Source organism: Pseudomonas sp. p99-361 (genome assembly GCF_003935475.1).
In the GTDB taxonomy this organism is placed as follows: Bacteria; Pseudomonadota; Gammaproteobacteria; order Pseudomonadales; family Pseudomonadaceae; genus Aquipseudomonas; species Aquipseudomonas juntendi.
On sequence record NZ_RHQO01000007.1, the window covers coordinates 82626 to 96737 of the forward strand.

The window sequence follows — 14112 nt, forward strand, 5'->3', positions numbered from 1 at the left end:
GACCAGGGAGATGTGTGTTTGGGTGTAATTGAACAAAGGCGACCATTCTACGCCATCGCACGGCGTTTCATAGGCGGGGCGATGGTGGGCAGGGAACGGTGTGATCTATGGGGAAATGTGTTGCCTGTGGCGGCCCTTTCACGACTTTAGCCGCGAAAGGGGCGGCACAGCTGCCGAGATGGCTCAGACGTGACGCTGCCGGGCCTTGCCACGCGGCAACCGGCAACGGTCACCCTGCTCGGCCAGGCGCGCGGCCCAGGCAGACTTCACGCTGAAGCCACTGCTGCGGGCAGGCTGCTGCTCGGCAACATTCGCGGGTTTGGCGGCCGCAGGGGCAGTGCTGACCACCTTGGCTGCAGGCTTGTGGGCCGCAGCCACTGCCGGCGCTGCCGCCTTGGCGGTCTTGCGCAGTTCAGCCAGCGACGGGGCCTTGGGCTTGGCCGAACTGGCCGCTTCAGGTTTGCTCAGCGAACGCTGGCAAGACTTGCAGGATACGTCCTCGGTCACGGCAGTGCTGACAAGGGTCTGACTGCTACGCCCACAGGCGGAATCGAGGCCATTGGAGGAAAAGTGAGTAACCAAAAGCGAACATCTCCGATGCGTTGTCATGTAAAGCGGGCGGCATTCTCGCACAGGTTGCAGGGGCTTGCCGAACCGGCGGGCAGTCGCCATCGGTCCAGATAGCTGGCACTTTGCCATAATCGTAGGCATGCTAGCCGGTTTCGGGTGTCCGGCCTTATAGTGCGCCACCACGGTGTGACTGCCGGACATCGGTACATGCCGTGCACGTTTCGTCCCTGCCATCGCCAGCCCAATCGCAGGATCAGCGCTTGATCAATCTTACTCACCCGTCGTCACTGCGTTCCGCGCCTGAAGCACCCGCCTCTACCCTGCGCGGGTCGATCAAGGGCACGTTGGCGCTGCTGGCCCTGATCCTGCTGGGCCTGCTGCTGTGGCAACTGTTCGCCCAGTTCAACCACACCCAGGCCGACCTGCGCGCGCAGAGCCTGGATGCCAGCGTGGAAATGGCCGACCACCTGAACCTGAACATGGCCTTCAAGGCCCAGCAGGCGCTGAATGTGGTACAGCCCTACATCAACCCGCCGACGCCCGCAGCCATGCCCAGCCTGGTGGATACCCTGCGCCAGCGCCTGCCCGACCTGCAAAGCCTGGCCTGGCTGGACAGCACCGGGCAGTTGCGCGCCGACAGCCTGGCCGGCAGCCCGGACCGGCAGTGGCTGGACGAGTTGCTGGCGCTGAACCAGGGGCGTGCGTACTTCTTCACCAATTCGCCCGACAACCACGCGCTGTACATGCTGCTGCGCCAGGCCACCGAGCAGGAACGCGGCTACTGGCTGCTGCGCCTGTCGCCAGACTACTACCGCGAGCTCACCCTGCACCTGGACAGCGGCACCCACCCGTTATGGCTGCTGGAAAACAGCCGCACCGGCGAAGTGCTGCAGCGCCATGCCCCCACCGCTACCAGCGATGACCCGCTGCAAAGCGTGATGCTGGCCTTCATCGACAACAGCACCTGGCAACTGCGCGGCCTGTTCGACGCCAAGCTGATGCAACAGAAGCTGCTGCCGGCGCTGATCGGCAAATGCCTGCTGGTGCTGTTTTGCGCCCTGCTGCCGGTGCTGGCCCTGATCAACATGCGCCGGCGCCAGCGTGCGCTGCAGGAAGACCGCCGGCGCTACCAGGAAATTTTCGAAGGCACCGGCGTGGCCCTGTGCGTGCTCGACTTGTCGAGCCTGCCGGGCCAGCTGGACCGCTACCACCTGCGCAACCGCGCCGCACTCAAGCACAGCCTGGCCCTGGACCCAGGCCTGCGCCGGTCCCTGCTGCTGGAACTGAAGATCACCGAAGTCAACCAGGTGGCCCGCCAGTTACTGAACATCGACTGCCATGAAGGCGCCTGGCAGCGGTTGATCGACGGCACCGGCGATGGCCGCGACAGCATCGGCATGCAACTGATCGACGCGCTGATCGAACAGCGCCAGGTGCTGGAGCTGGAAGTACGCCTGCCGTCACCGCTGGGTGGCGAGTTGCACTTGTGGTTGATGGCGCGCCTGCCGCAACAACGGCGTGACTACCAGGCGGTGATCCTGAGCATCAGCGACATCACCAGCCGCAAGCAGGTCGAACTGTCGCTGCTGGAGCGCGAAAGCTTTTGGTCCGACGTGGTGCGCACCGTACCCGACCAGCTGTACGTGCAGGATGTGCTCAGCCAGCGGATGATCTTCAGCAACCGCCACCTCGGCCAGACACTGGGCTACGACCGTACCGAGCTGGCACACATGGGCGAGCGCTTCTGGGAACTGCTGCTGCACCCCGAAGACGCCGCGCACTACCAGGCTTTGCGCCAGCAACAGCGGAACAATGGCCACGACCAGCAATTGCACTGTCAGTTGCGCTTCCGACACCGGGACGGCAGTTGGCGCTGCTACGACATCCGTGAGCAGGTACTGACCCGCGACGACGAAGGACTGGTAACGCGCATCATCGGCGTTGGCAAGGATGTCACCGTACAGATCGAGGCCAGCCAGTCGCTGCGTGACAGCGAGCAGCGCTACCGCATGCTGGCCGAAAGCATCAGCGACGTGATCTTCTCCACCGACAGCCTGCTCCAGCTCAACTACGTCAGCCCGTCGGTGCAGAGCGTGCTGGGTTACCAGGCCGAGTGGATCTTCACCAACGGCTGGCAGTCGATCATCGCCAACCCGGCCCAGCTCACCGGCATCTACAGCCTGATGGAGCGGGTCAGCAAGGCCATGGGCGACGCCGAGCAGTTGGCCCAGCTGCGCAGCCAGCTGCCGACCCAGCTGTTCCTGTTCGACTGCCTGCGCGCCGATGGCCGCAAGATCCCGATCGAACTGCGCCTGGTGCTGGTGTGGGACGACGACCAGCGCTTCGAAGGTGTGCTGGGGGTCGGCCGCGACATCAGCCAGCAGCGCCGCGCAGAAAAAGACCTGCGCATGGCCGCGACGGTATTCGAGCACTCGACCTCGGCGATTCTCATCACCGACCCGGCCGGCTATATCGTCCAAGCCAACGAAGCGTTCAGCCGGGTCAGCGGCTACGCCGTCAGCGACGTGCTCGACCAGTTGCCCAGCATGCTCACGGTCGACGAACAGCAGGAAAGCCACCTGCGCTACGTGGTCAAGCAACTGCACCAGCGCGGCAGCTGGGAGGGCGAGGTGTGGCTCAAGCGCCGTGACGGCGACCACTACCCGGCCTGGGTCGGCATCACCGCAGTGCTGGACGATGAGGGCGACCTGGCCAGCTACGTGTGCTTCTTTACCGACATCAGCGAGCGCAAGGCCAGCGAGCAACGCATTCACCGCCTGGCCTACTACGACGCCCTCACCCACCTGCCCAACCGCACGCTGTTCCAGGACCGTTTGTATAACGCCCTGCAACAGGCCGAGCGGCAAAAGGCCTGGGTGGTGCTGATGTTCCTCGACCTCGACCGCTTCAAGCCGATCAACGACTCGCTTGGCCATGCCGCCGGCGACCGCATGCTCAAGGACATGGCCTTGCGCCTGCTGGCCTGCGTGGACGACGACGACACCGTGGCGCGCATGGGCGGCGACGAATTCACCTTGCTGCTGCAACCGCGCGCGACCCGGGAAATGGCCTTGAACCGCGCCATCCATGTGGCCGAGAACATCCTTGCCAGCCTGGTGCGGCCGTTCGTGCTGGAAAACCGCGAGTTCTTCGTCACCGCCAGTATCGGCATCGCCCTCAGCCCGCAGGATGGCAGCGAGCTGAGCCAGCTGATGAAAAACGCCGACACCGCCATGTACCACGCCAAGGAACGCGGCAAGAACAACTTCCAGTTCTACCAGGCCGAGATGAACGCCAGCGCCCTGGAGCGCTTGGAGCTGGAAAGCGACTTGCGCCACGCCATGGAGCAGAACGAGTTCATCCTGTACTACCAGCCGCAGTTCAGTGGCGATGGCAAACGCCTGACCGGTGCCGAGGCGCTGCTGCGCTGGCGGCACCCGACCCGCGGCCTGGTGCCGCCCGGCGACTTCATCCCGGTGATCGAGGAACTGGGCCTGGTGGTGGATGTGGGTGACTGGGTGCTGCGCGAGGCCAGCCGCCAGCTCAAGGCCTGGCACAAGGCCAAGGTGCGGGTGCCGAAGGTCTCGGTGAACATCTCGGCGCGGCAGTTCTCCGATGGCCAGCTGGGCACCCGGATTGCCACCATCCTCGAGGAATGCGGGCTACCGCCGGCGTGCCTGGAACTGGAACTGACCGAGAGTATCCTGATGCGTGAGGTGAACGAGGCGCTGCAGATACTGGCCAGCCTGAAGAACCTTGGCCTGAGCATTGCGGTGGATGACTTCGGCACCGGCTACTCGTCGCTGAACTACCTCAAGCAGTTCCCTATCGACGTGCTGAAGATCGACCGCACCTTCGTCGACGGCCTGCCCGAAGGCGAGCAGGACGCGCAGATTGCCAGGGCGATCATCGCCATGGCCCACAGCCTCAACCTGGCGGTCATCGCCGAGGGCGTGGAAACCCACGAGCAACTGGAGTTCCTGCGCGAGCACGGGTGCGACGAAGTGCAGGGCTACCTGTTCGGACGCCCGATGCCGGCGCATCAGTTCGAGGCACAGTTCGCCAACGAGACGTTGTTCATGTTCCATTGACGCTGCCTGCGCTGCCCTCATCGCAACTATTGATTTAGGAGGACCTTGTGGGAGCGGGCGTGCCCGCGAACACCGGCGTAGCCGGTGCCAGCCACCGCGCCGGGTTCTTCGCGGGCGTGCCCGCTCCCACACCGACCGCTCCAACTTCCAGCCATGTGCCAACCTGTGGGAGCCGGCTTGCCGGCGATGGGGCGCAAAGCCCCCCAGAAACCGGACTTCAGAGTCAACTCCAATCCCCGCCCAGCCCAGACACGGCGCGGGATGCAACATGAGACCCATTGGTCCGCGACTTGACGCCACTTCATATGCCAGCCGCGAATCAATCGGTTAGAATGCCCCCCCAAACTACCCCGATCCTTGAGGACCGCCATGTTCAGCCGTGATTTGACCATTGCCAAGTACGACGCCGAGCTCTTCGAAGCCATGCAGCAAGAAGCCCTGCGCCAGGAAGAGCATATCGAGCTGATCGCCTCGGAAAACTACACCAGCCCGGCTGTCATGGAAGCCCAGGGCTCGGTGCTGACCAACAAGTACGCCGAAGGCTACCCAGGCAAGCGCTACTACGGTGGTTGCGAGTACGTCGACGTCGTCGAGCAACTGGCCATCGACCGTGCCAAAGAGCTGTTCGGTGCCGATTACGCCAACGTCCAGCCACACGCTGGCTCCCAGGCCAACGCTGCTGTCTACCTGGCCCTGCTGTCGGCCGGTGACACCATCCTGGGCATGAGCCTGGCCCACGGTGGCCACCTGACCCACGGTGCTTCGGTAAGCTCCTCGGGCAAACTGTACAACGCCATCCAGTACGGCATCGACGGCAACGGCCTGATCGACTACGACGAAGTCGAGCGCCTGGCTGTCGAGCACAAGCCGAAGATGATCGTTGCCGGCTTCTCCGCCTACTCGCAAGTGCTGGACTTCGCCCGCTTCCGTGCCATCGCCGACAAGGTGGGTGCCTACCTGTTCGTCGACATGGCCCACGTTGCCGGCCTGGTTGCCGCTGGCGTGTACCCGAACCCGGTACCGTTCGCCGACGTGGTCACCACCACCACGCACAAGACCCTGCGCGGCCCACGCGGCGGCCTGATCCTGGCGCGCAAGAACGAAGAAATCGAGAAGAAGCTGAACTCCGCCGTGTTCCCTGGCGCCCAGGGCGGCCCGCTGGAGCACGTCATCGCCGCCAAGGCCATCTGCTTCAAGGAAGCCCTGCAGCCTGAGTTCAAGGCTTACCAGCAGCAGGTCGTGAAAAACGCCCAGGCCATGGCCGAAGTGTTCATCGAGCGTGGTTTCGACGTGGTGTCTGGCGGTACCCAGAACCACCTGTTCCTGCTGTCGCTGATCAAGCAGGAAATCTCCGGTAAAGATGCGGATGCTGCCCTGGGCAAAGCCTACATCACCGTCAACAAGAACTCGGTACCCAACGACCCACGTTCGCCGTTCGTCACCTCGGGCCTGCGTTTCGGCACCCCAGCCGTCACCACCCGTGGCTTCAAGGAAGCCGAGTGCAAGGAACTGGCTGGTTGGATCTGCGACATCCTGGCTGATCTGAACAACGAAGCGGTGATCGATGCCGTGCGTGAAAAGGTCAAGGCCATCTGCAAGAAGCTGCCGGTTTACGGCAACTGATCGCTGATCGCCAGAAGAAAAGCCCGGCTCGATGCCGGGTTTTTTTATGCCCGCCCACTCCTCACAGGATTTGCCGCCCGGCGCGGTGAATCACTGGAATTGCCTGGCCTCGATGCAATAGGTCAGCAGATCCTGATCACTGTCAACGTTGAGCTTGCGCATCGCCGAGATTTTCTGCGCACTGACTGTCTTGTTGCTGCGCGACAATTGCCGGGCAATATCGCCTACGGTCATACCGGTAACAAAGAGCCGAACGACTTCAAGCTCCCTGGGCGACAGTTGATTGAACCGCTCCTCGACCCTGACCGCTTCACGCACCACGGAAGTGGGCGCCGATAGCGGGCTTCGGTATCGACGCCGCTTGCGGATTGCACTGAGCGCTTTTTCGATTTCATCATGCAGGTGATTTTTCTGAATGACCCCGGCAACCCCCAACTCTTGGAGGCGGGAGAGGATCAGGTCGTTGGAGATCATGGTCAGAATGAGCACTTGAGTATCCGGGAAGTGGCGCAGAATGTACTCGATGAGTTTGAAGCCATCACCGTAGGTGCAATCGCCCGGCATATTGAAGTCAGTGATCAGGGTGCGAGGATTGTGCAGGCGCAGTTGTTCAATCAATTCGGAAGAGTTGGTGGCTTGGCCGACGACCTTATAGCGCCCGATGCGTTGAATGACTTCACGCACCCCTAGCAGAACAATGGGATGGTCGTCGGCGAGGACAACCTTGTGATGAGGCATGCAGAAATACTCCAATAGGGGACAAGGCTCATCCGGGAATCTCGTCTGACAAACGCTGCGCGACCTTGGCAAGGCGCCCGCACAGGGCAATGACTTGCTCGCTCACGCGTACGTCCAGCGGCAGCTCCTGCAACATGTTCTCCAGGCGTAGGCACTCGCTGCACAAGGCAGTGGCGTTAACGCTGGCCAAAGCACCGCCCAGGCTATGCAACCGCTGTTGCACCAGAACGGCATCGTGCTCGGTCACCCCCCCTTCCAACTGCGCAATATCGCTCGCCAACGTTTGGGCAAGCAGTTTGCGCATGGGCTGGGATAATGACAGCCAGCCCGAGAAATCCTCCTTGCCTGAATCGTTCGCAACGTAGGGTTCGCTCAACCCATGGCAATGGCTCATCAGCACCTGACGCAAAGCACCGAGGCTCAAAGGCTTGACTACCCAGGCGTTCATCCCCGCCTGCAGGCAGCGCTCGCCTTCTTCGCGCAACGCATTGGCAGTGATGCCAATGATGGGCGCCTGGACGCCTGCCTCTCGCAACTGGCGGGCCAGCTCGTAACCATTCACCTTCGGCATGTTGATGTCGGTGATGACCAGGTCAAACGTTTTGGATTGCCACAGTTGCAAAGCCTGCTGACCGTCAGCTGCTACGGTAGGGGAAACCCCGATGGCTTCAAGCTGCTCACGCAGCACAGCCTGGCTGACCGGGTTGTCCTCTGCCACCAACACACACAACTTCAATGGGGCAGACGCCGCCTGCGAGACCACCCGTGGGACAGCCTTCACGGCCTGGGATAGCGCGATAACGACGGGCAAACGGATGAACAGCGAAAAGCTGCTACCCAAACCAGGCTCACTGACCACTCGCATCGTGCCGCCCATCGACTCACTCAACCGCGCGCATATGGAAAGCCCGAGCCCGGCTCCTCCTTCCTGCCCTGCGGAAACCTGATAGAACGGTTTGAACAGGTGTTCGAGGGCTTTCTCGGGGATTCCCTTTCCGGTGTCTGTGACTTGCCACTGCAGCAGCACATCCTGGGCATTGCGTTCGTGAACGATCAGCCGCAGGCGTACCCGCCCGGAGGGGGTAAACTTGATTGCGTTGCCCAGCAAGTTGTGCAAGATCTGCCTGATCCGCCCGGCGTCGCCCTGGACCTGCGCGGGTACCTGTGCATCGATTTCAGCGTCAAGCTGCAACCCTTTCCCCTGAGCCGTGGCTTTGAAACTGGCCTGCGCGTCGTCTACCAGTTGCCGCGGATCGAAGGCCGCATGCTCGAAGGCCATCTGCCCAGATTCAATTTTGGTCACATCCAACACGTTACTGATCAACTGAAACAGCACGGCAGATGAATTCTCGATGATCTGCAGGTAATGCCTCTGCCGCTCATTGAGCTCGGTCAGCGACAGCAATTCGAGGTTGCCCAGCACGCCGTACAGCGGGGTTCTGATTTCATGGCTCATGGTAGCCAGGAAAACCGTCTTGGCCTCATTGGCAGCCGTTGCACGTTGATGGGCCTGGTTGAGTTGAAGTTGCTCGTCAACGTGGCGAGTGATGTCATTACAACCGCATAGAAACACGTCTTCGCCGTCGTAACGCGTAGCCACAGCCACGACCTGTACATAACGCTCATCCACCAGCAAGCACAGTTCACCGGGGGCCTCGTCACCATGGTTGTCCCGCAGCAGTTGCAGTACCGCTGCGGTAACGCCCAACTGCGCTGCACGCTCATTTTCCAACAGCACGCGGTGGTCGTGACGACGAACAACGCACAAACCTACCGGCACGTTGTGCAGGATGATGCGGCTGAAGGCTTCGCTTTCGGCAAGCCGGACCTGTGCTCGCTGAGCAGGCCGGACGATGCGCGATTTGTACCAGTGATTGACCCACAGCCCCAACAGGACGGCGGCGATGATCGTCAGGCCAAGACCAAGAAGCGGCCACTTGGCATAGCGCAGGAAATCCCTGTAGCTGATGGCATACAGCCCCGTCCATGAGTCGCCCGACGACGAGATCATCTTGAAACGCAAGCCGTTGCGGTTGAAGCTCAACCCAAGCGGCGCCGGGTCCCCATCACTGCGCTCGCCCATCAACACCTTGCCGTCCGGCGAGATGAGGGTGAACTGGTTGTAGACCGACAACCTGAGCACGCGCTCGAATTCGTCCACCTGCTCGGTGTCCATCACTGCGGCCAAGGCCATCAAGTGTTCACCCGTTGCGCTCGGCTTGAGGGTATGCGCTGGCCCTAGCCCCATGAGCGCGACCATACGCAGGTTGTCGTTGTACAGACGGGCAGGCGCTCGCACCCAATGAACACGCTGATCAAGCGGTAGATCGGGCTGGGCCAGCAACTTCACCAAGCGATCTACCACGGTTACATAGTGGCGAGGCAGCAGCGGCTGATGCTGACGCTGGTCACCGGCAGCAGGCACGGCGATACTCGCGCCCGTTCCCTGCTCGAGCACGAACAGTTGCGGCGATGCGTAGAAGGAGCGAGCCCAGAACCCGCCGTAGTAGTCGGTCAGACGCAGCCCAAGCCCCAGAGCGCCGCTTACTTCCTCGGGTCTGAAGTCCCCCGTGTAGGCAATTGTGAAGGGTAATGAAAGTTCGAAGCCTTTAGCCTTGGTCAACGTTCTGCCGTCAGTGCTGACCGAATCGAGCAACATGACGCCCTGCCTCACAGGCGGGGGAAGCTCGCCATTGGGTGGCAGACTATTGGTCAGGTTACGCAGAAACAGCTCATGCTCATGGATGATTTCGATCACCCTGGCAAAGTGCAGTTCGAGTCTTTGCTGTTCCGATTCCAGAAGACGCGATACCGCCCAATAACATGTACTGGACAACAACAGTAAAAGCCCGCTGAGCAGCAGGATGGCTTTGTTCAGACGTTGAGAGCTGCGCGCAAGTTTATCCATGCGCAAGCTTGCATTTTTCATGGTGTTGATCGTCGACATCACTCTATGAAGGTAGGAGTGCTCTCCTGGACACAAAATTCATGCCAAATGGCTTCATTATCTTAAAGCTGAAACGTTTCATCCGGGTTTTTGATGCGTTTTACTCATAGCTATGCCCGTTCAGCAGCGCAGGCATCCTTGTACCGTCTACCGCTGGGGAAATAATGAACCCCTGCACTTGGTTACACCGTGCCTTGCGGACAACTTCAAGGTCCTCTCGGGTTTCGACGCCCTCTGCTACCGTAACCATTCCCAGTGCTCGCCCGAGTTCAGCCGCACTGGCCAGGGCGATAGCCATGTCAGGACTTTTTGCACACCCATTGACCAAGGAACGATCTATCTTCATTTCGGTAAAAGGCGTAGTTATCAAGTTGGAATAGGAGCTGTACCCCTTGCCAAAATCATCCTGGGCCAGACCGAAACCCATCAAGCGCAACCGGCACGTGCCCGCTAGATAGTCACTGGAATGGCGAGTGGTAGACGTCTCTGTCAACTCGAAGGTGATGGTTTTGGGATCAGCGCCTCGCGCTCGCACTGCCCTGTGCAACGTGTCGACCAGGTCGGGCTGGTCAAGCAGATGCGTGGGAAGGTTGATCGAGACCGGTAACCTGTGCCCCTGAGCCGCCCACAGCGCCTGAACGGCAAGCGTTTGCTCAAGCATGCTGTACAGCAGCTGCAGGTCGAGCCCCGCTGACTCCAGCTCGGCCAGAAATGCCCGAGGCATCAGGATACCTTCGACCGGATGCAGCCACCTGGCTAGCGCCTCCGCACCGACGATCCGGCCGTCGAGCAGAGACTTCTTGGGCTGGAACCAGGCCTGTATTTCGCCTGACTGGAGCGCATGGGTCAGGACTCGCGCCGAATGCACGCCAGGGCAGGCAACAGGTTGCCGGTTGGCTTGGGTGCGCCCGCGGTCCAGGTAATGGCGCAGTGCAAGAACGTGATGAATCTGCAAAGGTTTACTGATCATGCCTGCGACGCGCATACCGAGATTCTCGGCAACCTTGGCGACGCCGCCGAGCATGCGCGTAGAAGCGGCTGTCATCAGCCCCAGGGCCGGTGGCGTAGGTAACAGGCTCATCTTCTGAATGAACTGTACACCGTCCAGCTGGGGCATCATGAGGTCCGTCACGACCAGGTGGTAAGCCTGGTTGCGCAAGCTTTCGATCGCCATACTGGCATTCCCTTGCAGCTCGACATCAAACCCGCCGACGGATCGGAACAGTTGTGCCAGGTGCTGGAGTTGAAACGGATGATCCTCGACGATCAAGACGCGGTAGAGCATCAGGGCGAGACCTTTCGGTACGGCAACAGGCACTGATAGAGCGCATGCAACGTGAACGGTTTGACCAGAAATTGATCCATCCCGGCGCCCAGGCAACGCTCTGCCTCATCGAGCATCGCGTTCGCGGTGGCGCCCACGATGGGTATGGCCTGGCCTAGCTGGCGCAGGCGTTGCGCCAGTTGGTACCCGTTGATCCTTGGCATGTTCACGTCGGTCAGCACCAGATCGAAAACGTGCATCTGACAGAGGGCGAGTGCTTCCTCGCCATCACTGGCCAGGGTAACGGTGCAGCCCAGTTTTTCCAGCTGGTCACGCAATATGAGCTGGTTGATGACATTGTCCTCAGCCACCAGTACATGAATGCACAGCTTGGTTTCGATCATGGCCTGGCGGGCAGTTGCATTGTGACGCGCCTCTATACCCTGGGCTTGGCTCACAGCCCGGTTGAGCAACTGAAGATCATTCAACGCCACCTGCCAACATTGAGCCGCAGGACGCGATAGGCCATGACCATCGGCGCATGCGCGTATCACCGGACCTGGCCAATGCTCGATGGCTGCCGAGCTGGCCGGCCCGGGGCATATCTCGACCAGCACGGTGCCTGGCTCATGAGGCACGTCCCGCGCGGTCGTTACTTGCGCTCGCGCCCCCCAGCGACGCAGCCAGCCTGCGGCGTGCTCGGCCAGTTCGGGAACACCGGAATAGACAGCTACTTCCTGATTGAGCAATGGCTGTGCCCAGTACTGGTCTTCATCAAGCGCCAATTGGCCAAGCGGCAGTGTGAACGAGAAGCTGCTGCCCAAGCCCGGCTCACTGAACACCCGTATAGAGCCGCTCATCAATTCGACCAGTCGCTTGCAGATGGAAAGGCCAAGGCCCGTTCCTGCAACAGTGTTCGTACTCGGGCCACTCTGGAAGAACGGCTCGAACAAGTACTGCTGGTCCTGTTCAGGTATGCCCTGCCCGGTATCGACCACTTGCCAGCGCAACATCATGCGCTCACCTTCGACCCCAACCATGTGGAGCCTGACCATTATCCGGCCACTGCTGGTGAACTTCACCGCGTTACTGAGCAGGTTGCCAAGGATCTGACGGGTGCGCATTTTGTCGCCCAGGACCTGTTCAGGAAGCTGCGGGTCCATGCAACTGAGCAACTGCAACCCTTTTGTATGGGCGGCGCCCATATAGCCCTTCATCACTTCCTGTGTCAGTTCGATCGGGGAAAACGCACTTGTTTCCAACGCCAGTTGGCCTGCCTCGATCTTGGACACATCCAGCACGTCGCAGATCAGTTGCAGCAAAGTGGCAGATGAACCTTCGATGGCATTGAGATACCCTCGCTGCTGGCTGTCGAGGTGGGTACGGGAGAGCAATTCAAGCGTGGCCAGCATGCCGTACAGGGGCGTACGGATTTCATGGCTCATCGTCGCCAGGAACAGTGTCTTCGCTTCATTGGCGGCATCGGCCAGGGCCCTGGCCTGCTGCAACGACAGCTCGGCGGTTTTGCGCTCGGTAATGTCGCTGAAGGCGCAGATCAGAACGTCTTCACGCCTGTAGCGAGTGGGGGCATAGCTCAGACACAGATGACGGCCGTCGGCCATTTGCAGCTCTTCTGTACAACTGGTCTGCGCAGGCTTGCTGAAGGCACGGGTGATCCAGTCCCGGCAGGCTTTGGTGCGTTCATCGCCCATGACCAGCCATTGCTCGCTCAGCCGATTGGCCAAAACCACTTCGCCGTCACTACGACGCAGCACACACAGCGCTACCGGGGCGGTGCGGATGACAGCACTGCTGAACGCTTCACTTTCGACCAATGCATCGATTCGCGCCGCTGCCGGGCTGATCAGTCGCACGTCGACCCGACGAACCAACCACAGCATTAACAGCGTAACAGCGACGCTGATCAGCACTGCCAACCCGAACGGCAGAATCAGCACGGGGACCAACGACGCCAAGGGCATGCTGTAGACGATCTGCCAGTCCGAATGATCAAGTTGTTTGCGGATGGTCAGCCGATCCGGAAGCCAATGTCCGCCTTCCCAACCAAAGCCGTCATCGATAGGCGTTGCCGTATAGCGCCGAGCGCTCAGTTGTTGCTCCCGATCGTTGCTGGCGATGATCTGGCTTGCGCTGTCCACGAGCTGGAAATCGCCGGCCTGCTCATGCGACAGCGCTGCGAGCAGTTGCGAGCCTTCCACCTCAAGGCCCAGCCACCCTGAAGCCCGGTCGCGCTCATCCATGGCAATGAAAATATAGAGCGGAGGCGATTTTCCATCTCCAGCGTCTGCCAGCAAGATCTGCTCCTGGCCAGGCTCGCCAGTCGAGCCGCGCAGCCGTTGCAACACAGTGTTGGGGACCAGAGGAGGACGCTGAGGCTGACTGAAAAGCCATTGCACCGGCCCATCAAGGGCGTGAGGGACATACAACAGGCTGGTCTGCTTGGTTCGCAGGAAATCCAGCATGCGCGGCGTCAGCCACAAGCTCCATGTACCGCTGGGCTGGCGCAGGAAAACATGGACTTCCTCGCCTGGAATGTACGCCTCGCCACCCGAGGAGCCAGCATGCCTGACCGTCGACAGCCCTAGCGATTTAAGCAAGGTCTGACGGCTGACAAAGAAATCCTGGGCGTTGAAAATGGCCTCGTTCATGTACCTGCGCCGAGACGAGATTTCCTCGTTCAAGGTCATGCGCATGTAACCGTAGGCGCCAATGTAGAACCCCGCGACGAGGGTGATCGCGAACAGGCGCAACAAATTGCGTGCGGCAATAGGCGTCGACAGGTTCCACTGAGCGGCAGGTAACAGGTTGGCTAGCTTCATGCAGCCAGCCTAGGGGCACCAATGCCATTGCTGAATAGG

Annotated in this window: 7 protein-coding genes; 2 read left to right on the plus strand and 5 right to left on the minus strand. The window is 60.8% G+C overall.

What is annotated here, in order from left to right:
* Nucleotides 1–183: 183 nt before the first annotated feature.
* The gene (locus EGJ22_RS05400) at nt 184–582 is read right to left on the minus strand and encodes a hypothetical protein (protein ID WP_029884888.1); all 399 of its coding nucleotides are present in this window, start codon (nt 580–582) and stop codon (nt 184–186) included.
* A 248-nt stretch (nt 583–830) separates the two neighbouring features.
* Here EGJ22_RS05400 and EGJ22_RS05405 point away from each other — a divergent pair, with 248 nt between their 5' ends.
* Complete coding sequence (locus EGJ22_RS05405; protein ID WP_029884889.1) at nt 831–4661, plus strand: bifunctional diguanylate cyclase/phosphodiesterase; 3831 nt, start codon at nt 831–833, stop codon at nt 4659–4661.
* Between the two features lie 369 nt (nt 4662–5030).
* Nucleotides 5031–6284: a serine hydroxymethyltransferase gene (gene glyA / locus EGJ22_RS05410; RefSeq protein ID WP_009686086.1), complete on the plus strand. Its 1254-nt coding sequence runs from the start codon at nt 5031–5033 to the stop codon at nt 6282–6284.
* A 90-nt stretch (nt 6285–6374) separates the two neighbouring features.
* On the opposite strand, the gene EGJ22_RS05415 is transcribed toward glyA, so the two are convergent.
* From EGJ22_RS05415 to EGJ22_RS05430, 4 genes are all read right to left on the minus strand, one after another.
* Nucleotides 6375–7022, minus strand: a complete 648-nt coding sequence (locus EGJ22_RS05415) for a response regulator (RefSeq protein WP_029884890.1) — start codon at nt 7020–7022, stop codon at nt 6375–6377.
* 28 nt (nt 7023–7050) lie between these two features.
* Entirely contained in the window at nt 7051–9969 is a 2919-nt protein-coding gene (locus tag EGJ22_RS05420) for an ATP-binding protein (protein WP_223809638.1), read from the minus strand.
* A 100-nt stretch (nt 9970–10069) separates the two neighbouring features.
* Nucleotides 10070–11254 carry an EAL domain-containing protein gene (locus EGJ22_RS05425; RefSeq protein WP_029884892.1) on the minus strand — a complete coding sequence of 395 codons (1185 nt, stop codon included), beginning with the start codon at nt 11252–11254 and terminating at the stop codon, nt 10070–10072.
* A complete protein-coding gene (locus EGJ22_RS05430; RefSeq protein ID WP_029884893.1) occupies nt 11254–14073 on the minus strand; it encodes an ATP-binding protein in 2820 nt (939 codons plus the stop codon). The genes EGJ22_RS05425 and EGJ22_RS05430 overlap by 1 nt, the downstream gene beginning before the upstream one ends.
* Nucleotides 14074–14112 lie beyond the last annotated feature (39 nt).

Coding starts and splice junctions, on each gene's coding strand:
- glyA (WP_009686086.1), top strand. CDS start 5,031: ATGTTCAGCCGTGATTTGACCATTGCCAAGTACGACGCCGAGCTCTTC.
- EGJ22_RS05415 (WP_029884890.1), bottom strand. CDS start 7,022: ATGCCTCATCACAAGGTTGTCCTCGCCGACGACCATCCCATTGTTCTG.
- EGJ22_RS05420 (WP_223809638.1), bottom strand. CDS start 9,969: ATGTCGACGATCAACACCATGAAAAATGCAAGCTTGCGCATGGATAAA.
- EGJ22_RS05430 (WP_029884893.1), bottom strand. CDS start 14,073: ATGAAGCTAGCCAACCTGTTACCTGCCGCTCAGTGGAACCTGTCGACG.
- EGJ22_RS05425 (WP_029884892.1), bottom strand. CDS start 11,254: ATGCTCTACCGCGTCTTGATCGTCGAGGATCATCCGTTTCAACTCCAG.